Raw genomic sequence first — 20,868 nt, 5'->3', positions numbered from 1 at the left:
ACCGCCCGCGTCGCGAGCGGAGGCTTGGTTGTCCTGCTACGGGGAAACGGGAAGGTGGACGGCCATGGCGCGACAGCGGATCTGGGGAGCCGGCGGTGTGCTCGCGGCAGTGGCGTTGCTCGTCGGCACTCTGGCTCCCGGCGCGGCGGCCAACGACGTGGCACCCGCGTCGGCGAGGGTGTTCACGCGGGCCTACGACACCAGCACGAAAGTGGTGACGCTGACCTTCGACGCGGACTGGTGGAGCCCGGGTGACCCGGCGACGGTGTTGCGGATCCTGCGGGACAACGGGATCACTGCGGGGTTCGGGCTGACCGGCCGGTACGTAGACCGGTATCCCGACCGGGCCCGGCAACTGCTGGCCGCGGGCCACAAGCTGATCAACCACAGTTACGACCACCCGTATTTCACCGATCTGACGCAGGCGCAGCGCTGGTCGCAGCTCGACAGGGCCGAGGCGGTGTACAACCGCATCGGGTACACGTCGGCAGGGTGGTTCCGCGCGCCCTACCGGGACGGCTACCTGAACGCCGGCGTGAACCGGGACCTGGCCCTGCGCGGCTACTACCTCAGCTACGACTGGACGTTCGACACGACCGGCTACCAGGGCGCGAGTACGGCGACGATCCTGTCCCGCGTGCGCCAGTACACGGTGCCCGGTGCGACGATCGTCATGCACCTGAGCAACGAGTCGACCGACACGGCCGCGCTGCCGCAGATCATCTCCACGCTGCGCGGCATGGGCTACGGTTTCACCAGCCCGTATCGCTCGGTGACGCGCGGGGCGATCGGTGCCAAATACGCCGCGCTCGGAGCCCGCAACTCGGTGCTCGGCGCGCCGAGGACGGGGGAGACCTCGGCAACGGCGGGCGGTGCCGGTGCGGTGCAGTGGTTCCAGCACGGCCGGATCTACTGGAACAGCGCCATCGGCGCCCGGGAGGTGCACGGGGCGATCATGAGCAAGTACGCCGGGCTGGGCACGGTGAACGGCTTCCTCGGATTCCCTCGCACCGACGAGCGCCGGTGCCCCGACGGCATCGGCCGGTACGGCCAGTTCCAGGGCGGCTCGGCCTACTGGAGCCCGTCCACGGGCGCGCACGAGGTGCATGGCGCGATCCTGACCAGGTGGGCGTCACTGGGCTGGGAGCGCAGCAGGCTGGGCTACCCGGTCTCTGACGAGTACGCGGTCAGCGGCGGCCGGCGGAGCGACTTCCAGGGCGGTGCGATCATCTGGACCGCCGCCACCGGAACCACCCGGGTCATCTACGCGTGATCAGGGGCGGGCCCATGCGCGCGACCGAGACCGGTATCCCCAGCGCCGCACATCGGGTGCCGTGGTACAACCGGTTCCTGCTGTGGTGGCTGACATCCCCGCTGGGGCTGCTCGCCGACGGAACGCTCTGCGCACTCCGGTACCACGCCCGGGACGACCGCGCCGTCCTGCTGCCCGTGCAGTACGCGCGGGACGATGACCGGCTCGTGGTCGTGGCCGGACAGCCGTGGCGCAAACGGTGGTGGCGGCATTTCACGAGCCCCCGGCCCGTGGACGTGCGGCTGCGCGGGCGCTGGTCCGGTGGTCGCGGGCGCGTGCTGTCGGGGACGGACCGCGAAGCCGCGCTGGCCGCCTACGTCGCCGTCTTCCCTCGGACCGAGGTGCGACCGGAGCTCCCGGTCCTGGGGCTGGAGCTGCCGCCGGGCTGGTCGGCACCGCCCGCTCTGCGCGCGCTCGCGTGGCCGTGGTTCGTCGTGGTGACCGGCTGCGAGTTCGTGGGCTTCGGACCGCCCGTGCTGGCCGGTGCGCTCACCGCGGACAGCGCGAGCACCGTTGCGCTGCCGCTTCTGCTGGCCGCGGGTGCGATCGAGGGAACGTTGCTGGGTCTCGGTCAGGCGACCGTGTTGCGGCGGGCGTTGCTCGCTCTCTCGCGGGCCCGCTGGACCGTGGCCACGGCCCTCGCCGCGGTGGTGGCGTACGTACTCGCGCTGGGTCCGTTCACGTGGGCGGAGGACGCGCCGATCCCGGTCCTGGTGTTGCTGGGATCCGGGGTGCTCGCCTCGATCGGCACCGCGCAGTGGCTGGTGCTGCGCGGGCACGTCCCGCGGGCCGGCCGGTGGATCGGCGTGACCGCCCTCGCCTGGCTGGCGGGGCTCGCCGTGTTCCTCGCGGTCGCGACCCCGCTGTGGCAGCCAGGGCAGCCGACAGCGCTGATCGTCGCGATAGGACTGGGCAGCGGGCTGCTGATGGCCGCCGCGATGTCGGCGGTCACCGGTTTCGGTCTGCGGCTGCTGCGGTCCCGCTGAGCGGCCGCTCCGGTCACAGCGCCTGCGAGACCTGCGAGGCGGCGATCAGCCCGCATAACGTGAAGTTGAGACCGCGGTGTGCCAGGAACACCGCGACGAACTCGCGGATCGTGGCGCTCGGCCAGAAGTACCACGCCGTGGGCGCGCCGACGACCTGTCCGTTGACCTTCGCCTTGCGGGCGAGCAGCGCGGCACGCAGGACGTGGAAGTTGTTGGTGACGATCACGCACCGGTAGCCCGCCCGGCGTTCCCGCATGAGCGCGTCGCTGAACGTCAGGTTCTCCCACGTCGTACGCGACCTGTCCTCCAGCAGGATCCGGTCGGCGGGCATGCCCTGGGCCACCAGGTGTTCGGCCATGGCCCGTGCTTCGGGCAGGTCCTCGTCCGGCCCCCGCCCGCCCGAGGTGACGAGCACCGGATCGCCGCCGCCAGCGCGCTCGGCCTGGAACACGCGATGCGCGCGGTCCAGCCTGCCGGCCAGCAGCGGCGGGACCCGGTGGCCGTCCAGCAGCCCGGCGCCGAGCACCAACACGAAGTCGACGCCGCGGCGGCTGCGGATACGGCCGTAGACGACCGCGTACAGCAGGAAGCAGACGAACAGGAACGACGCGTAGCCGAGCACACCGTTGACGGTGCTCGCCGCCACCGTCAACGGCGTCCAGTCGAGCTGCCCGATCAGTGCGTGCACCGGGACGAACGCGACGATGCCGGTTCCGGCCAGCAGCGACAACAAATTCGCGGGCCGCCGTCCTTCGCGGCGGAGCATGGTGACGCCGTTGCCGATCAGGAACACCCCGAGCGCCAGCACGGACAGCGGCACGAGGACGACCACGGCGGACAGCAGCACGGTGGCCGCGCGCTCGGAGATCGAGGCCACCAGGAACAGCGTCCCCAGCGCGAAGAAGAACAACGCGAAGAACAGGTAGAACCCGTTGCGCAGCTTGCGCCGGTCGCGCAGGAAGCTGATCAGGAACACCACGACGAACAGCGCGGCGACGGCGAACGGGATCAGCCACGGCCTCACGCGATCTCCAGCCTTCGCCACGTCGCCAGGAACACCAGTGCCGTCGCGATCGACCCGAACGACGCGAACGAGCCCGCGGCAAGGTAGATCACGTAGGCGTCGTCGCGCACCGTCGCCTCCAGTCCCTGCTGGGCGAGCGGCGCACCGCTGAGGACCACGCCCAGCGCGAGGAAGGACAGACCGGCGAGGACCGTGAACACCACGATGATCACCCGCGGAATCCGGCGAGGCCCATCGTGGTGACGCACCATGCCCCGGCGCGCGAGCCACCACGACGCGACGCAGGCCACGGCGAGTGAGATCGCGTCGGCGGCCAGAGTGTCGGAGAGGCGGTGCCACTTGGCGGTGACCGTGTACGCGCCGATGCCGACCGCCCACGACAGCACGAAGAAGATCGCCACCCCGCGCCAGCGGTAGGGCACGACGAGCAGCGCGGCGAAGAGCACCGTCAACGCGATCGTGGTGTGCCCGCTGGGCAGGCTGTTCTCCACGTACGGACCGTCCACCGGAACCAGCGAGGGCCGGGGCAGCACGAACCGCTTGAGCGCCTGGGTGATCAGCTGCCCGGCGACGATCAGCCCGGCGGCTGCGATCGCCAGGTCGACCCGGCGGCGTGCCAGGCCGATCGCCGCGACCGCCACGACCGCGACGGCCAGTGAGTACACCGTGATCTCGCCGAGCGCCTCGTCGGCCGCGTTCTGGTCACCGGTTCCTGCCTGGTCGGCGCCGCGCAGCGCCGCGTTCTCCAGCAGCTGGCCGGTCGTGGTGTGCACGGCGAGCAGATATACGACCACGGCCACCAGCACGCTCACCGCGGCGACGACCAGCCAACGACGGGTCACGGTCTTGGTCAGGCTCGGGTACCCCTCCGCGATGAGCATGCGGGGGATTAGACCATATGGAGCAACTGTGCGCGCCCTGGCGGAATTCGGAGATCGAGGTCACGCTTTCGCCTTCGCTCCACGTGTGCCATCTTGTACGTACAACATGTACGTATAAGTGTCAGAGTTGACAAGGAGGCCGGTGTGGGCAGTCCGGACGCCTCGCGAGTTCCCCTGTTCGCCACCATGCAGCGCATCCCGGGCGGGCTCATGCTCGTGCCCCTCGTGCTCGGTGCCCTCGTCGGCACGTTCGCGCCCGGGGCGCTGGAGATCGGCAGCTTCACCACGGCGCTGTTCCAGGAGAGCGCCCTGCCGTTCATCGCCCTGCTCATCTTCGCCACGGGCACGCAGGTCACCGCCCGCACCGGCGGCCAGGTACTGGCCACCGCGGGCACCGTCCTGCTGACCAAGAGCCTCATCCCGGCAGGCTTGGTGGTGCTGCTCGGCGTCTTCGTCGGCGTCGACGGGCTGCTCGGTGTCTCGCTGCTGGGCCTGCTCGCGGCGATCGACAACAGCAACGGCGGCCTGTGGCTGGCGTTCACCGGGCAGTACGGCGACGAACGCGACCGGGGCGCCTACGTGGCGAGCGCCGTGAACGACGGACCGTTCCTCACGCTGCTGTTCCTCGGCGCCTCCGGGTTCGGCGACATCCCGCTGCTCGCGCTCGTCGCCGCGATCGTGCCGTTCCTGCTCGGCATCGTGGTCGGCAACATCGACGCACAGTGGCGCCGCGTGGTGGAGCCCGTGCCCAACATCGTGATCCCGTTCTTCGCCTTCGCGCTGGGCACCGGCATCGACCTCGGCGACGTCGTCACCGGCGGGCTCACCGGCCTCGTGCTCGGGCTCCTGATCGCGCCGATCACCGGCGGGCTGGTCTACCTCGGCTACCGCTTCCTCCTGCGCCGCGGGGCCATGTCGGGCATCGGCTTCGCCGCCGGGACCACCGCGGGCAACGCGATCGCCACCCCCGCCGTGGTCGCCGCCGCCGACCCCAGCTTCCAGCAGTACGTCGGCACGGCCACCGCACAGGTCGCCGCCTCGGTGCTCGTGACGGCGATCGTGGCGCCGCTACTGGCCTCCTTCGCTTTGAAACGGGCCGGAGCGCTCAAACCCGAGAACTCCACGGCGGCCCCCGCATGAGCCACGACATCGCGATCGTCGCCGACGACCTCACGGGGGCCGGCGACACGGCGGTGCAGTTCAGCGATGAGGGCTGGGCCGCCGAACTGAGGCTGCGGCCGGGGCACAGCAGCGCGCAGGTGGTCGCGGTCACCACCGACTCCCGCGCCTGCGCGCCGGAGCAGGCGGCGGCCCTGGTGCGCGACGCGGTCGGGGACCTGCTCGGCGCGGGCGTGACGCGCCTGTTCAAGAAGGTCGACTCCACCCTGCGCGGGCCGATCCGGGCCGAGCTCGACGCCGTGCTCGGCGCGCTCGCGCCCGGCACCACGGCCCTCGTCTGCCCCGCGTTCCCGGCACTCGGCCGTACGGTCGAGGACGGCGTGCTGCTGGTGAACGGGCGGCCCGTCGCCGAGACCTCCGCCGGGCGAGACCCGGTCACGCCGGTGACCGAGAGCCACGTGCCCACGCTGCTCGGCGCCCCACTGGTGCCGCTCGATCCGCACGGCTCGCCCGCCACCTGGGCGGAGCAGGTCCGCACGGCCGGGCCGGTCGTCGTTCTCGACGCCGCCGATGACGACGACCTGGTGCGGATCGCGCGCACCGCCGTCGAGCTCGGGCCGCATGCGCTGCCCGTCGGCTCGGCGGGCCTGGCGGGTCCGCTCGCCAGATTGTGGCAGCCCACGGCGAGGCCCACCACGGTGCTCGTCGTGGTGACCAGCCAGCACGACACCGCGCGGGAGCAGGTGCGGGCGCTCGCGGAGCATTCCGCCGACTGGCACGAACCCGCCGGGGGCGAGCTGACCGACGACGTGGCCTGGGAGTCCTTCGCCGCGGCCGTGCTGGAGTCGGCCGCCGCCCGGCCGCCCGTGCTCCTGCTCACCGCGCCGGACACCGCCGGGCTCTCCGCCCCGCTGGTCAGCGCCCGGCTCGCGGACGTGGCCTCCCGCGTCCTGCGCACACGCGATGTCGCCGGGCTGGTGGTGACCGGCGGCGACGGCGCGCGCGCCGTGCTCGACCGGCTCGACGGAGCCGGCATCCGGCTGCACGGCCACGTCGCGCCGGGTGTGCCGCTGGGCAGCGTCGTCGGAGGCTGGGCCGCCGGGCTGCCCATCTCCACCAAGGCGGGCGGGTTCGGCGCCCCCGACGTGTTGATCAAGGCCGCGGAGGCGGTCCGAGAGAGAAGGAGCATGCGGTGAACCAACCGCGAGTACCCACCCTCGCGCTGACCGTGGGCGACGTGGCGGGGATCGGGCCCGAGATCACGGCCCGCACCCTGCTGTTCCACGACGACCTGCGCGAGGTGTGCAGGCCCGTCGTGCTCGGTGACGCCGGGGCCGTGCGCCGGGCCGCCGAGCTCGTCGGTGCCGACCCCGGCGCGGTGCGGGTGATCGGCTCACCGGCCGAGGCCACGAACGAGCCGGGCACGATCGAGCTGATCCAGGTGGGGCCCGAGCTGGAGCCCGTGCCCTACGGCGAGCTCAGTGCCGTGGCCGGCGACGCGGCGGCCCGCTTCGTGATCGCCGCGTGCGCGCTGGCCAGGGACGGGCTCATCGACGGCATCGTCACCGCCCCGCTCAACAAGGCGGCCATGCACGCGGGCGGGCACAACTGGCCAGGGCACACCGAGCTGCTCGCCCACGAGTTCGGCGTGCGCAACTTCAGCCTCGTCCTCTCGGCGGGCGAGCTGTACCTCTTCCACCTCACGACCCACGTCTCGCTGCGCAACGCCATCGAGGGCATCACCCCCGGCAGGGTCGACGAGGTCCTGCGCCTCGTCGGGTCCTTCGCCGACGCGCTCGGCAGGCCGGACACCCCCGTCGGCGTCGCGGGACTGAACCCGCACGCGGGGGAGAACCGCTTGTTCGGTGACGAGGACGCCGACGTGCTCGCGCCCGCGATCGAGCGGGCGAAGGCCGCTGGCGTCAACGCCGTCGGCCCGCTGCCCGCGGATGCGCTCATCCCCGCGGCCGTGCGCGGAAAGTGGCAGCTGGTCGTCGTCTGCTACCACGACCAGGGGCACGCCCCGTTCAAGGCCGTCTACGGCGACGACGGCGTCAACATCACCGCCGGGCTGCCCGTGGTGCGCGTGTCCGTGGACCACGGCACCGCGTTCGACATCGCGGGCAAGGGCGTGGCCAGGGAGGCGAGCCTGGTGCTCGCCACACGTCGCGCGGCGGAGCTCGCACCGGGCTGGGGTCAGGTGTGGGAGGCCGCACGCGCGACGGCCGGTTCGTAGAATCCAGGATCGTGCTCGTCGACCGTTCCGACTCGCGGCCCCTGCATCAGCAGGTGGCCCAGGCGCTGCGCACGCAGATCCTGGACCACGACCTGCCCCCTGGCGCGCCCCTGCCCAGCGAGGCGGAGCTGAGCGCGCGGTTCGGGGTCGCGCGCAGCGTGGTGCGTCAGGCGATGGCCGCGCTCGCCACCGACGGCCTCGTGATCCGCAGCCAGGGCAGGCCGACCCTGGTGGCCCAGCCCGCCGAGTACCGCAGGCTGGTGCAGCGCGCGACCGGCCTGTTCGACCAGTTCGCGGGCCGGGGGCAGGACCTGCGCACCACCGTGCTCGGCCTGCGTGCCGACGAGCCGCCTCCGGCCGCGCGGGCGTTCCTGCGCACGAGCGAGTCGCTCCGCCTGGAACGCGTCCGGCTCGTGGACGGTGAGGTGCTGTCCTACGTCCGCACGTGGCTGCCCGCCGAGCGGGTGCCGGGGCTGAGGGCGGAGCAGCTCACCGACGCGTCCCTGCACCGGCTGCTCACCGACGTGTACGGGCTGCGGCCGGTGCGGGGCCGCAGGCAGGTGCGCGCGGTCGCCGCGGACGACGCGCTCGCCGGCACGCTGCAGATCGGCCCCGGCGACCCGTTGCTGCTGCTCGAGGGAGAGACGACCGATCAGCACGAACGCCCGCTGGAGTGGTTCGCCGCCTGGCACCGGGCTGACCGGGTGGTGTTCGACATCGACGTCACCGAGACGGCCACCGAGACGGTGCGCATGGACACGCCCACGCCCACGGCCACTCCTGCGGGCGCGGACCTGGACCGGGCGCGCGCACTGCTCGACGAGCTGCGCCGGGTCCTCGGGTAAGGGCCCTATACTCCCGCTGAAGCGCACACAGCGGTGAACCAGTCGGGAGTGCTCGTGGGCAAGGTGGACGCTCGGCTGTTCAAGAAGGTCCAAACGGCTCCGCAACAGGTCGCGACGGCGATCAAGGAGGCCATTCTGGACGGCAGCCTGCTTCCGGGGTCCCGCCTTCCCTCGGAAGAGGAGATGGCCGAGAACTTCGGGGTGAGCAGGCCGACCGTGCGTGAGGCGCTGCGGACGCTGAAGCAGGCCAGGGTGATCATCGCGACGAGGGGCCGCAAAGGCGGGCATTGCGTTTCCGACCTGTCCATGGAGCATTTCGCGCTCGGAATGGGTCAGTACATGACACTCGCGATCGGCGCCGAGCGGATGAGCTACCGCGACATCGTCGAGGTCCGGTTCGAACTCGAACTGCTGTCGGCGCGGACCGCGGCACAACGGCGCACCGCGGAGGATCTCGAGGCGCTGGCCGATCTGGAGCGGCTGCGCCCGGCCGGCGACGCGGGTTCGTGGACCCGGCAGTCGGCTCTCCGTTACGACCTCGCATTCCACCGCAAACTGGCCGAATGTTCGCACAATCCGATGATCGTGGCATTCGTGAGCTCCACGATCATCGCCTTTCAGGATTGCGGCGTGGATATCGAGGACTTCGATCCGGCGGACGTCCTCGCCCACATCGACGACGTCCGGCAGGCGGTGGTGGACGGCGACCCGATCCTGGCACGTGGCGCCATGCAGCGTCATCTCGAACTGGCTGGAGACCTGTGCGGCATCGAGCCGCCCGCGCAGCGCTGAAGGCTCCGGCCACGCTTCGAAATGTCAGAATCCTTGCCTTTACTCGCTGACGGCACCGGCCGACGATAGTACCCAGAACGCGCCGCGCGTTCGAAAGCAGTCCGGCCCAATGGTGTTGCTAGGAGTGAACCGGAATGGCGATGACGTCGGTTTCCGAAATGAGAGCGCCGAAACACGTTTCGCGCTTTCCCGGCCGGAGGTCCGCATGACCCTCCAGCACGACGCGGTGGCCGGACGGCCCGCCGCGGTCCGGCCCGATCTCCACGCCCTGGTCCGCGACGACCGGGTCCACCGGACCCTGTACACCGACCAGGAGATCTTCGCCGAGGAGATGGTGAAGATCTTCGGCGGACGATCGTGGGTCTACCTGGCCCACGAGTCGCAGCTGCCGGAGCCGAACTCGTTCCTGTCCGTCCGAATGGGACTACGACCGGTGATCGTGACCCGCGACCGGGCGGGCGTGCTGCACGCGGTGTTCAATCGCTGCAGTCACCGGGGAGCCACGCTGTGCCGTGAGCAGAGCGGTGTCGCCAAGAGCTTCCAGTGCCCGTACCACGGCTGGACCTTCCGCAACACCGGCGAGCTGGTCGGGACGCCGTGGCCGCAGGGCTACGGAGAGGATTTCGACCGCACGGAGTTCGGCCTGCACAAGGTTTCCCGGGTCGAGTCCTACCGCGGGTTCGTCTTCGCCACCCTCAACGAGTCGGCACCTGCCCTGACGGACTGGCTCGGCCCGGCGACCGGATGGCTCGACTACTGGATCGACCGTGCGCCCGGCGGCGAGGTCCTCGTTCGCAGCGGGGTGCACCGCATGGGCTACCGCGGCAACTGGAAGCTCGCCTACGACAACGCCGGCGACGGCTACCACCCGGCGTTCTCCCACCGGTCGCTGCTGGAGATGGCCTCGCGCATGGGAGAAAGCAAGGACATGGCCTACTTCGGACGGTCGCCGGACGAGGGCCCCATGCGCACCTACATGCTCGGCAACGGGCACAGCGTGATCGACCAGCGGCCCAACTATGACGGCCCTGGCAGCTTCTGGGCCAACCAGCGGCCACAGCCGGGCCGGGAGCGGGTCGAGGAGTACATCCGCGCCGAGTACGGTGCCGACGCCGACCGGCTCCTGGACCTCTGTGTCGGCTCGCAGATCAATCTCAGCATCTTCCCGAACCTGCTGATCATCGGAAACCAGATCCAGGTCGTCGAACCGCTCGCCGTGGACAGCACGCAGCTGAGCTGGCACGCCACGTCGATCGGCGGTGTTCCCCCGGAGATCAACACGATCAGGATGCGCACGCAGGAGGACTTTCCCGCGTTCGGCGAGCCCGACGACCAGGCCAACTTCGAGGAGGTCCAGCGTGGTCTCGCGGCGCCGGAGGCGGAATGGGTCTTCGCGAACCGCGGGCTGAACGTCCCCGGCTGGCAGGAGGTCGGCCCCGACGGCGTGGTGTCGAGCACGGCGACCGACGAGCTGCACATGCGGCACTACTACGCGACCTGGCTCGACCTGATGACCTCGGGAGGGGCCCGATGAGCACCGAGATTCCCGCGCGGTTCGCCGACACGTCGTCGTGGTCGTACCACATCGGCAACGACTACTATCGTGAGCTGAGCCGCCAGTCCGAGCTGCTCAGGGAGGACTGGCCGGAGTCCACATCGGACGAACTGTCCCGCGCGACGTCGTTCCTCACCAGGGAAGCGCGGCTGATCGACGAGGGCCGCTTCAACGACTGGCTCGAACTGTTCACCGACGACTGCCTCTACTGGGTTCCGGTGACCCCGGGCGGCGGGGAACCGACCGTCGAGGTGTCGCACGCGTTCGACGACCGGCGCCGGCTCACCGACCGGGTCTACTGGCTGCGGACGGGGCTGGCCTTCTGCCAGATCCCCGCGTCCAGGACGCGGCGGGTGATCGGGAACGTGGAGACCACGGTCGATCCCTCGACCGGGGACCTGCTGGTGCGCTCCAACGTCGTCGTGCACGAGTTCCGGGCCGGTGTCACCAAGGCCTACCCCGGGTGGTACGGGCACGTGCTCCGGTCCTCTTCGGACGGCTGGCGCATCAGGCTGAAGCAGGTGAACCTGCTCGACTCCGACCAGCTCCACGAGAATCTGACGCTGGTGTTCTGAATGGCCGACGACAACGAACTCGACGCGCTCCGGCGGGAGAACGCCCTGCTGCGCCGGAGGGCCGCACGGCTGGAACGCGAACTGGCGAGCGTCGCCCCGCTGGTCGAGCAGGTCAAGCACCTCGCCTTCTGGGACTTCGCCCCGTACCAGATCGGTCCGGACGAGAGCTGGGTCGCGGTCGATCGCGGCAAGGCCACGGCGTTGATGGGCGCGCTCGCCCACATCGACCACTGGAACCCGTGGGGCACCACGATCGAGCCGAGGCCGCGACCATGAAACCGATCGCGGTGATCACCCATGTCGACCGCGCCGACGTGGGACTTGTGGCCGAGCTCGCCAGGGAGCGCGGCATCGCGTTGCAACTCGTCCGGCCCTACCGGGGCGACGAGCTGCCCCCGCTCGACCGGGTCGGGGCGGTGGTGGCGATGGGCGGCCCGCAGAGCGCGTACGACGATCATCCCTATCTGCGGGAGGAACAACGCTATCTCGCCGCCGCGGTCGGCGACGACGTTGCCGTCCTCGCCATCTGTCTCGGCTCCCAGCTGCTGGCGCGCGCCCTGGGCGGCTCGGCCGAGCCGGGGGACAGCGGCCTGGAGGCGGGCATGATCACGGTCAAGCCCGCCGAGGGAGCCACGACGGAGGTCGCCGGCGAGTTCTTCTCGTTCCACTCCGACTCCGCCACCCCGCCCGAGTACGCCGAGATCCTCGCGAGATCGGACCGCTACCTGCAGGCCTGGTCGGCAGGATCGGCCCTCGCGGTGCAGTTCCATCCCGAGATCACCATGCGCGGCATCGGCGGTCTCCTCGCCGTCGAGGGCCCGAAACTCGAGCGGTTCGGCGTGGACGTGGCGACCATGCGACGCGACGCCGAACGGTACTTCGCCGACGGTGCCGACGACTCACGAACCCTGCTGAACCGGTGGTTCGACCGACTTTCCCGCTGATTTCAAAGGAGAGATCAATGCCCAGCAAAGCCAAGTTCATCGAACGCCACGGCCTCCACACCCCGGAACAGGCCGAGGCGGCAGCGCGCTCCCGCTCACTGGTCGAACAGCACGGTATCGAGATGATCCGCCTGGTGTGGCCCGACCAGCACGGCCTGATGCGCGGCAAGGCACTGACCGCACCCGCGTACTTCAGTGCGCTGGAGTCCGGCAACGAGATCACGATGGCGCCGTTCTTCTTCGACCCGGCGAACGCGATCGTGCTCAACCCCTTCAGCGCCGACGGGGGCTTCGAGATCGAGGGGCTCGGCGGCAGCCCGAACGTCACGATGGTGCCCGACCCGCAGACGTTCACGATCCTGCCCTGGGCGCCGAAGACCGCGGTGGTGTTCGCGGATCTGTACCTGACCAGCGGGACACCGTTTCCGCTCGCTCCCCGCACGATCCTGCGCGAGGCACTGAACCGGCTGGCCGAGCACAACTACACCCTCGTGTCCGGGATCGAGATGGAGTGGTATCTGACCAGGGTCGTGGACGACCTGCTTGGCAAGGGCTCGCTCGGCGCGCCCGGCAGCCCGGCGGATCCACCGACCGTCGCCCCCGTCGCCCGCGGCTACAACTACCTGCTGCTCGACCACCTCGACGAGATCGACCACGCCCTGCTCCCGATCCGGGAGGCGCTGCTGGCGATGGGACTTCCGCTGCGCTCGTTCGACGACGAGTGGGCGCCGAGCCAGGTCGAGACGACGTTCGACGTCCTGGAGGGCATGGCGGCCGCCGACGCGGCGATCCTGTTCAAGATGGCGGTCAAGCAGATCTCGAAACGCCGGGGGTTCCTCGCGTCGTTCATGTGCACCCCTGCGATCGAGGGCTTCTACGCCAGCGGCTGGCATCTGCACACCTCCATCGCCGACGCGACGACCGGCGAGAACCTGATGGTGCCCGGCAAGGACGAGGCCCTGTCCCCGCTGGGGCAGCACTACGTGGGAGGGCAGCTGGCGCACGGTGCGCCGGCGTCGGTGTTCACCACGCCCACGGTCAACGGCTACCGCAGGCGGCGGCCGTACTCGCTGGCGCCGGACCGGCTGACGTGGGCCTACGACAACCGCGCGGCCATGATGCGCGTGATCAGCGCGCCCGGGGACAAGGCCTCCCACGTGGAGAACCGGGTCGGCGAGGCCGCCGCGAACCCGTACCTCTACATCGCCTCCCAGGCCGTGGCCGGGCTGGACGGCATCCTCAACGAGACCTCGCCGGGACCGCTCAGCGAGGACCCGTACGCGGCCGAGGTGCCGCACCTGCCGACCACGCTCGCCGACGCGGTCGACGTCCTGCACGCCGACGAGTTCTTCCGCAAGCAGTTCGGCGACACCTTCGTGGACTACCTGGTGACGATGAAGCGCAGCGAGATCTCCCGCTACGAAGCCTGGGTCGCCGACCACCCCGATCAGGACACCTACGTCAACGGGGTGACCGACTGGGAGCACCGCGAGTACTTCGAGCTGTTCTGAGCCCCGACCGAAGAGACCTGCCCATGCCCAAGATCGTGTTCAACCGTGCCGATGGTTCCCAGCAGATCGTCGAGGCCCGCACCGGCGCTTCGATCATGGAGACGGCGACCAGGTCGGGAGTCCCCGGGATCGTCGCCGAGTGCGGCGGCGCGATGGCCTGCGCGACCTGTCACGTCTACGTCGCCGACGACTACCTGCCACTGACCGGCGAGGTCGGAGAGTTCGAGGACGAGATGCTCGACGACGCGGCCGCCGAGCGTACGGCCAACAGCAGGCTGTCCTGCCAGATCCCGATGACGGACGAGCTGGACGGCATCGAGGTGACCGTGGCGCCGGAGCAATGATGAGCGAGCGTGCCCGCGGGCGAGCCGGTGTGCTCGTCGTCGGAGCCGGCGAGGCCGGCGTCCGCGTCGCGACCACGTTGCGCGAACTCGGCTACGACCGGCCGATCGTGCTCTGTGGCGACGAGCCGCACCAGCCCTACCAGCGGCCCCCGCTGTCCAAGGCGTTTCTCGACGGCAAGGCGGTCCACGCCGACCTGGCCCTGCGCACCCCGGAGTTCTTCCGCGACGCCGGCATCGACGTGCGTCCCGGCCGGCGGGTGACGGACGTCGAGGTGGACGGCTCCGGCGCGGGGACGGCGATGTGCGAGGGCGGGGACACCGTCGAGTTCGACCGGCTCGTCCTGGCGACCGGTGCGCGGCCGCGTCCGCTCCCGGCCGACGGCGGTGACCTGGACGGCGTGTGCGTCCTGCGCGGCGTCGACGACGCGGAGCGCCTGCGCGACCGGCTGGCCACGGCGGGCCGGGTCGTGATCGTCGGTGGCGGGTACATCGGCCTGGAAGCCGCCGCGCTCGCCAGCGCGCGCGGTCTGGCGACCACGGTGGTCGAACGCGAGGACCGCCTGCTGAGCCGGGTCAGCGCCGCTCCGCTGCCGGAGTTCCTGGCCGGGCGGCATCGCGAGTGGGGCGTGGAGTTCGAACTCGCCGCCGACGTCCGCGAGCTCGTCGGCGACGGTCACCGCGTCCAGGACGTTCGCCTGGCCGACGGGCGGCTGCTGCCCGCTGATCTCGTGCTGGTGGGGATCGGGGCGGTACCGGAGACCACACTGGCCGAGAAGCTGGGGCTCGACGTGCGGCGCGGCATCGTCGTCGACGCCGCCTGCCGGACCAGCCACCCCGGGGTGTGGGCGGTCGGGGACTGCACGGTGCGGCCCCACCCGCACCTGCCGGGTGAGCTGATCGCCGTCGAGTCCGTGCAGAACGCGAACGATCAGGCGAGGGCCGCCGCGGCGGCCCTCGCCGGGGCCGAGCCGCCGCGGACACCCGTGCCGTGGTTCTGGTCCGATCAGCGCGAGCTGAAGCTGCAGATCGCGGGCATCGCGAGCGGGTACGACCGGTACGTGGTGCGGACTGACGGCTCCGTCGCCGGCCTGACCGTCCTGTACTACCGCGGCGGCGCGCTGATCGCCGCCGAGTCGGTGAACCGGCCCGCGGACTTCCTGGCCGTCAAACGCGCGCTGGGCAAGGGAAAGACCATCGCCCCCGACCCGGCCGCCGACCCGGGGACGGCACTCAAGGAGCTGATCACCGACCGAGCGTGACCAGGCGATGGTGGTGACGGTCGCTCAGCGTCCGGCCCGCAGGTCGGCGAGGACCCGCTCCGCGTGGTCGGCCCGCACCTTCCCGTCCGCGATGAGGCGGGCGACCACGGCCGGCACCTCCTCGGCGGTGGCGCCGATCCCGGAGGCGATGTTGCGGGCGTGCAGGGACATGTGCCCGCGCTGGATTCCCTCGGTGGCGAGCGCCCTGACGGCGGCGAGGTTCTGGGCGAGCCCGACGGCGGTGATGATCTCCGCGAGCTCGGCGGCCGTGCCGACACCGAGCAGGGTGATCGCGGCCTGCGCGACCGGGTGGACCTTGGTGGCGCCGCCGACGAGACCGACGGGCATGGGCAGTTCGAGGGTGGCGGCGACGTTGCCGTCGGCGTCCTTCTCGAAGCGGGACAACGAGCTGTAGAGCCCGGCGGGGGAGATGGCGTGCGAGTGGGCGCCCGCCTCGACGGCACGCGTGTCGTTGCCGGTGGCGAGCACGACGGCGGTGATGCCGTTCATGATGCCCTTGTTGTGGGTCGCCGCCCGGTACGGGTCGGCCTCGGCGAGCGCGGCGGCGTGGATGATGTTGTCGACGACCTCGGCGCCGCCGAGCGCGGCCGCGTCGAACACGGCGCGGGCACGGGAAAGCCGGAGATCGGCCTTGTTGGTGAGGATCCGCAGCAGGCTCGTCCCGCCCGCGATCTCGGCGGCCCTGGTGGCGATGGCCTCGGCCATCGTGTTGACCGCGTTGGCGCCCATCGCGTCCCGGACGTCCACCTGCAGGTGCGCCACCACGTAGGTCCCGGCCCGGGAAGGAACCAGCCGGACGGCGAGGTCGCGGACCCCGCCGCCGAACTCCACGAGCTTCGGGTCCTGCGCGTTCGCGAGCCCGATCAGCTCCTCGCGGGCCTCCAGCAGCCGCACCCGGCCGGCCTCGGGGTCCGCGACGCCGACGATCTGGACCTGGGCCTGCATGATCGGCGACGTCGACGACGTGGTGAACCCGCCCCGTACGCGCGCGATCTTGGCGGCGTTGCTCGCCGCCGCGACGACCGAGGCCTCCTCGGTCGCCATCGGTACCAGCACGTCGGCGCCGTTGACCACGAAGTTGGTCGCGACACCGAGCGGGACGCCGAGGAGCCCGGTCACGTTCTCGATCAGGTGGTCGGCCAGCCCGGTTCCGAGGCCGTGCGCGGGGTCGAAGGCGGCGAGCGACCCGGGGTCGACGCCTGCGGCCTCGGCGACCGCCTTGCGCCGGGCTTCCACGGACAGGTCCCGGAGACCCTGGATACGACTGGTGCGCGGCATGGCGCCCCTCCCACCTCGGTGTGGCTGCGTGACGAGAGGGACGCTAGCCCGCGCGGCGGCACCCGGGAACGGACCGAACGTCTACTGATCACCCTTCGCCGACGGGCTTTTGGTCAGGTGGGCGAGGCGGACGGCGACGGTGACCCGGAACAGCCGGTCGGGCTCCTGCCAGTCGTCCCCGAGTAGCTGTGCCGTGCGTTCGAGGCGCTGGAGCACGGTGTTCTTGTGCAGGTGGAGTGCGCGCGCCGTCGCGACCGGGCTCATCCGGTTGCCGAGGTACGCGGCGAGCGTGGGCAGCAGCCTGCCCGCGTGTTCGGCGTCCCAGTCCAGTACGGGCCCGATCACGCGCCGCACGTACGCCGCCACGCGTGCCTCGCCGGGGCCGAACAGTGCCGTGTACGGCAGGTACTCGTCGGCGGTGACGGCGGCGTCGTGCAGGCCGAGCGCCGGCAGGATCCGCACGCACGCCAGCGCCCCCGCGACCTGTGCCCTCAGGTCGGCGTCGGCGTCGGCGATGCTCGCGCCGACCGTCAGCACCGGCGCCCGGACGGCGCGGCTGACGGTGGCGTGCACGGACGAGCTCGCGGCGGCCGGGTCGGGTTCGGTGGTGAGTGCCACGGCCCGGTCGGCGTGTTCACCGACCGGTCCGCCGGTGCGGCGCAGCGCGCGGACGGTCTCGCGGCGCAGCTCGGCGGGTGCCGAGACGACGACCACGGACCGCAGCTCGTCGAGGTGCACTCCCCGCGCGCGGGCGCGGGCCGCGACGTCGGCGCGCCGGTCGGGATCGTCGGAGAGCAGATCGGCCAGCAGGTCACCGCGGACCCGCTGCTCGGCCTCGATCATGGCGTCCCGTTTGAGGTTGAGCAGCGCGGTGATCTGGGCCGCCCGTTCCGCGGTGCGCAGCTCGACCGGCCCGAACTCGACGTCGCCCTGCTCCAGCAGCATGGCTCCGAGCAGCGTCGGGCCCGCGAGCACCGCCACGGCGTACCTGCCGCCGCCCGCGGGTGCGCACCGCCCGCTGCGGCGGCTGCGGTCCACGGCTTCGGCGACGGTGTCCTCGAGATCGTCGGTGTCGAGGTGCGTGACCCGGCACTTCAACGCGCGCCCGAGCGCGGTCGCGACGTCCGGCGCCTCACCGCCTTCGAGCACGAGGCTGGTCAGGTCGGTGTGCACCTCGCTCGCCCGTTCCATCGCCTCGACGTGCCGGGCGAGCTCGCCGTAGGCGCGGCGGGTCTCGTCGGCCGCCGCCTGGGTGCGGGCGAGCAGCCGGGCGGTCTGGAGCACGATGGCGGCGTGGTCGGCGAAGGCCGACAGCAGCGAGATCTCGTCGGGGGAGAACGCGTGCTCGACCCGGTTCGCGGCGAACAGCACCCCGATCACCTCGTCGCCGGCGAGCAGCGGGACGCCCAGCAGCGACACGAGACCCTCGGCGGCCACGGCGGCGTCGATGCCGGAGTCGTGGGGCGCCTGCGTCATGGTGGCGTACTTGGACGTCCAGCAGGGGCGGCGCCCTTCGACCACCTGGCTGGCCAGGCCCATGCCGGGCGGCACCCGCAGCCCGAGGAACGACGGCGCGACCGTGCCCAGCGTGGTGCGCACCCGCAGCTCCCGGGTCTCCGCGTCGAATTCGGACAGGTAGGTGACGTCGGTGCCCACCAGGTCGTGCGCTCGTTCGACGAGCCGGCCCAGCAGCTCGTCGACGTCCCGCAGCTGCGCGAGCTCCCGCGCGGAGGAGAACAGCGCGGCCAGTTCCTGGCCGCGGCGGCGCCAGCGGTCCGAGGTCGCGCGCAGGCGCCGCAGCTCGTAGCCGACCCGCGCCGTGTCCTGGTCCCGGAGTGCTATTCCCGCGAGCAGTTCGTCCACATCGACCTCGTGCTCGGCGGATGCCGCCTGCAGGAGATCGACGACGATCCCGACGGGAATCGAGTCCGTCATGGTCCACCTAGCTTCGATGTGCCGATTACCCAGTGATGCCAAAGGCATACTGGACGAACGATACATAGCTCGGGCGGCTTGCTGCTCGTACAGTCCTGACCGCGGGTGAGACGGAGCCCAGCACCGACCAGCACCGGCCAGAACCGACGCAGTCAAGGGAGACAGCGAGCATGACGCTTCACGTGGGCATCGACGTCGGTGGCACGTTCACCGACGCCGTGGCGATCGTCGACGGGCGCGCGATCCGGGGCAAGGCGTTCTCCACCAAGGACGTCACCACCGGAATCCTCGGCGCGCTGGGAGTGCTGCGGGAGCGCGCGGGCATGACCGAGGGTGAGTTCTTCGCCGCGGTCGACCGGTTCGTCCTGGGCAACACCATCGTCACCAACGCCGTGGACGAGCAGAAGTACGCCGCCGTGGGGCTGCTGACCACCCAGGGCTTCCGCGACACCCTGCGCATCGCCCGGTCCGCGCGGACCGACGAGCGCGATCCCCACAAGATGGCGGCGCCACCGGACATCGTGGAGCGCCGCCGGATCGTCGAGGTCGCCGAGCGCGTCGACGCGCATGGCACCGTGCTGGTCCCGCTCACCGACGGCGAGATCGCCGCGGCCGTGGACGCCGTGCTCGCGACCGGGGCCGAGGCGATCGCGGTCTGTCTACTGTGGTCGTTCCGCAACCCCGCCCACGAGAAGGCGATCGGCGAGTACCTCGACAAGCACCACCCGGACGTGCCGTACACGCTGTCCAGCGAGCTGACGCCGGTCTACCGCGAGTACGAGCGCATGGTCACCACCGCGCTGGACGCCGCGGTGAAGCCGATCGTCGCGTCGCACTTCGACCACCTCGCCGACGAGCTGCGGAGCAGGGGCTTGCGGGCCCGGGTGCAGATCATGCAGGTGCACGGTGGGTTCCTGTCGGTGGAGGAGACCGGCAAGGCGCCGATCTCGATGTTCAACTCGGGACCGGTCGGTGGCGTGACGGGGGCGCGGCTGCTGGGCAAGCAGCTCGGCCGCAGGCGGGTGCTGACCGCGGACATGGGCGGCACGAGCCTCGACGCGGCGGCGATCATCGACGACGAGTTCCGGCTGCTTCCCCGCGCCGAGATCGGCGGCCTGCCCACGAGCCTGACGGCCGTGGACATCGAGACCATCGGTGCGGGCGGCGGCAGCCTCGCCTGGGTCGACGGGCGGAACCTGCTGCGCGTCGGCCCGCACAGCGCGGGATCCACACCCGGTCCCGCGTGCTATGGCAAGGGCGGTACCCGCCCCGCGGTCACCGACGCCGCGCTCGTGCTGGGCCTCATCAACCCGGATTACTACCTCGGCGGCACCGTTCCCCTGTACGAGGACCAGGCGCGGGCCGCGCTGCGCAAGCACGTGGCCGAGCCGCTGGGCAGCACCGAGGACGCGGCGGCCGAGGGCGTGTACCGCCTGGCGACGTCGCAGATGTCCAACGCGCTGCGCAAGATCACCGTGAACCGGGGACACGACCCGCGGGAGTTCACCCTCGTGGGCTTCGGTGGTGCCTGCGGGTTGTTCGCGGCCGCCATCGCCGCCGAGGCCGGGGTCCGCGAGGTCGTGATCCCGCGCAACGCCGCCGTGTTCTCGGCGCACGGGCTCATGCACGCCGACTCGGTGTTCTCCGCGGTGCAGACGAGCCCGTGGACCCCTGCTCAGCCCGCGGCCGCACTGGACCGCGAGTTCTCGGCACTGGAGGAACGCGCGAGGGCGTGGTTCGAGGCCGAGGGGATTCCCGAGGATCGCCGCGAACTGTACCGCGAGGCCGACATGAAGTTCGTCGGTCAGATCTTCGAGGTCACCACCCGCCTGCCCGAGGGCACGTTCGGCGAGTCGGACAAGGACGCGCTGCGCGCGCGGTTCGTCGCCGACTACGAGGAGGAGTTCGGAGCGGGCACCGCGTGGACCGAGGCGGAGATCCTGCTCGTCAACTCCCGCGTCCGGGCCATCGGCCGCAGCGACGTGCAGAACGTGGAGCTCCTCGCTGGCAGCGACGAGGAGCGGCACGAGCTGTCCCGCCGCGAGGTGCTCGAGCCGCTCACCGGCGAGCGCGTGACGGTCGACGTCCACCGCGGGTTCGGCGCGCTGGGCCGGGCGAGCGGCCCGTGCCTGCTGGAGGAACCCGACACGACCGTGTACGTGCCCACCGGCGCCACCGTCGAGCTCATCCCCGGCGGGGACTTCCTGCTGAGCCTCGCCGACCGCTGACCCCGCGCCGTCAAAGGAGACGA

At 71.4% G+C, this 20,868-nt stretch carries 19 protein-coding genes; 15 read left to right on the top strand and 4 right to left on the bottom strand.

What is annotated here, in order from left to right; translation table 11 throughout:
• Positions 1-64 precede the first annotated feature (64 nt).
• Both BA062_RS15395 and BA062_RS40210 read left to right on the top strand, forming a co-directional pair.
• The gene (locus tag BA062_RS15395; protein WP_110336824.1) at positions 65-1,273 is read left to right on the top strand and encodes a polysaccharide deacetylase family protein; all 1,209 of its coding nucleotides are present in this window, start codon (positions 65-67) and stop codon (positions 1,271-1,273) included.
• Positions 1,274-1,287: 14 nt separating this feature from the next.
• The gene (locus BA062_RS40210) at positions 1,288-2,298 is read left to right on the top strand and encodes a hypothetical protein (protein ID WP_210406853.1); all 1,011 of its coding nucleotides are present in this window, start codon (positions 1,288-1,290) and stop codon (positions 2,296-2,298) included.
• A gap of 13 nt (positions 2,299-2,311) precedes the next feature.
• Here BA062_RS40210 and BA062_RS15385 read toward each other — a convergent pair whose 3' ends face one another.
• Both BA062_RS15385 and BA062_RS15380 read right to left on the bottom strand, forming a co-directional pair.
• Positions 2,312-3,322, bottom strand: coding sequence for a YdcF family protein (locus tag BA062_RS15385; protein WP_210406852.1), 1,011 nt, complete (start codon positions 3,320-3,322; stop codon positions 2,312-2,314).
• On the bottom strand, positions 3,319-4,203 hold the full coding sequence (locus tag BA062_RS15380) for a phosphatase PAP2 family protein (protein ID WP_110336822.1): 885 nt from the start codon (positions 4,201-4,203) through the stop codon (positions 3,319-3,321). Before BA062_RS15380 ends, BA062_RS15385 begins: the two co-directional genes overlap by 4 nt.
• 144 nt (positions 4,204-4,347) lie before the next feature.
• Between BA062_RS15380 and BA062_RS15375 the strand changes: the two genes are divergently transcribed.
• The 12 genes from BA062_RS15375 (at position 4,348) to BA062_RS15320 (ending at position 15,383) form a co-directional block, all read left to right on the top strand.
• Positions 4,348-5,343 (top strand): 2-keto-3-deoxygluconate permease, encoded by a 996-nt coding sequence (locus BA062_RS15375; protein WP_168213973.1) that lies wholly within the window; start codon positions 4,348-4,350, stop codon positions 5,341-5,343.
• Positions 5,340-6,518, top strand: a complete 1,179-nt coding sequence (locus tag BA062_RS15370) for a four-carbon acid sugar kinase family protein (protein ID WP_110336820.1) — start codon at positions 5,340-5,342, stop codon at positions 6,516-6,518. The genes BA062_RS15375 and BA062_RS15370 overlap by 4 nt, the downstream gene beginning before the upstream one ends.
• Positions 6,515-7,558, top strand: coding sequence for a 4-hydroxythreonine-4-phosphate dehydrogenase PdxA (pdxA, locus tag BA062_RS15365; protein ID WP_110336818.1), 1,044 nt, complete (start codon positions 6,515-6,517; stop codon positions 7,556-7,558). The genes BA062_RS15370 and pdxA overlap by 4 nt, the downstream gene beginning before the upstream one ends.
• A gap of 11 nt (positions 7,559-7,569) precedes the next feature.
• Positions 7,570-8,403: a GntR family transcriptional regulator gene (locus BA062_RS15360; RefSeq protein ID WP_110337397.1), complete on the top strand. Its 834-nt coding sequence runs from the start codon at positions 7,570-7,572 to the stop codon at positions 8,401-8,403.
• A gap of 54 nt (positions 8,404-8,457) precedes the next feature.
• A complete protein-coding gene (locus BA062_RS15355) occupies positions 8,458-9,195 on the top strand; it encodes a FadR/GntR family transcriptional regulator (RefSeq protein ID WP_168213972.1) in 738 nt (245 codons plus the stop codon).
• Between the two features lie 205 nt (positions 9,196-9,400).
• The gene (locus tag BA062_RS15350) at positions 9,401-10,729 is read left to right on the top strand and encodes an aromatic ring-hydroxylating oxygenase subunit alpha (RefSeq protein WP_110336814.1); all 1,329 of its coding nucleotides are present in this window, start codon (positions 9,401-9,403) and stop codon (positions 10,727-10,729) included.
• Complete coding sequence (locus BA062_RS15345; RefSeq protein WP_110336812.1) at positions 10,726-11,325, top strand: aromatic-ring-hydroxylating dioxygenase subunit beta; 600 nt, start codon at positions 10,726-10,728, stop codon at positions 11,323-11,325. Before BA062_RS15350 ends, BA062_RS15345 begins: the two co-directional genes overlap by 4 nt.
• The gene (locus BA062_RS15340) at positions 11,326-11,601 is read left to right on the top strand and encodes a hypothetical protein (protein WP_110336810.1); all 276 of its coding nucleotides are present in this window, start codon (positions 11,326-11,328) and stop codon (positions 11,599-11,601) included.
• Complete coding sequence (locus tag BA062_RS15335) at positions 11,598-12,269, top strand: type 1 glutamine amidotransferase (protein ID WP_110336808.1); 672 nt, start codon at positions 11,598-11,600, stop codon at positions 12,267-12,269. The genes BA062_RS15340 and BA062_RS15335 overlap by 4 nt, the downstream gene beginning before the upstream one ends.
• Positions 12,270-12,286: 17 nt before the next feature.
• Complete coding sequence (locus tag BA062_RS15330; RefSeq protein ID WP_110336806.1) at positions 12,287-13,780, top strand: glutamine synthetase family protein; 1,494 nt, start codon at positions 12,287-12,289, stop codon at positions 13,778-13,780.
• A 23-nt stretch (positions 13,781-13,803) separates the two neighbouring features.
• Positions 13,804-14,124: a 2Fe-2S iron-sulfur cluster-binding protein gene (locus tag BA062_RS15325; RefSeq protein ID WP_110336804.1), complete on the top strand. Its 321-nt coding sequence runs from the start codon at positions 13,804-13,806 to the stop codon at positions 14,122-14,124.
• Positions 14,124-15,383, top strand: a complete 1,260-nt coding sequence (locus BA062_RS15320) for an NAD(P)/FAD-dependent oxidoreductase (protein ID WP_210406851.1) — start codon at positions 14,124-14,126, stop codon at positions 15,381-15,383. The genes BA062_RS15325 and BA062_RS15320 overlap by 1 nt, the downstream gene beginning before the upstream one ends.
• A 24-nt stretch (positions 15,384-15,407) precedes the next feature.
• Here the strand turns inward: BA062_RS15320 and BA062_RS15315 are convergent, their stop codons facing one another.
• The gene (locus tag BA062_RS15315) at positions 15,408-16,682 is read right to left on the bottom strand and encodes a hydroxymethylglutaryl-CoA reductase, degradative (RefSeq protein ID WP_110336800.1); all 1,275 of its coding nucleotides are present in this window, start codon (positions 16,680-16,682) and stop codon (positions 15,408-15,410) included.
• Between the two features lie 81 nt (positions 16,683-16,763).
• Positions 16,764-18,617, bottom strand: a complete 1,854-nt coding sequence (locus tag BA062_RS15310; protein ID WP_110336798.1) for a helix-turn-helix domain-containing protein — start codon at positions 18,615-18,617, stop codon at positions 16,764-16,766.
• A 170-nt stretch (positions 18,618-18,787) separates the two neighbouring features.
• Here BA062_RS15310 and BA062_RS15305 point away from each other — a divergent pair, with 170 nt between their 5' ends.
• The gene (locus BA062_RS15305; protein WP_110336797.1) at positions 18,788-20,845 is read left to right on the top strand and encodes a hydantoinase/oxoprolinase family protein; all 2,058 of its coding nucleotides are present in this window, start codon (positions 18,788-18,790) and stop codon (positions 20,843-20,845) included.
• Positions 20,846-20,868: the final 23 nt, after the last annotated feature.

This window comes from Prauserella flavalba (assembly GCF_003202235.1).
GTDB classification, from domain to species: Bacteria; Actinomycetota; Actinomycetes; order Mycobacteriales; family Pseudonocardiaceae; genus Prauserella_A; species Prauserella_A flavalba.
The sequence above is the reverse complement of the archived record's forward strand: the minus strand, read 5'-3'. Positions and strand labels throughout refer to the sequence as shown.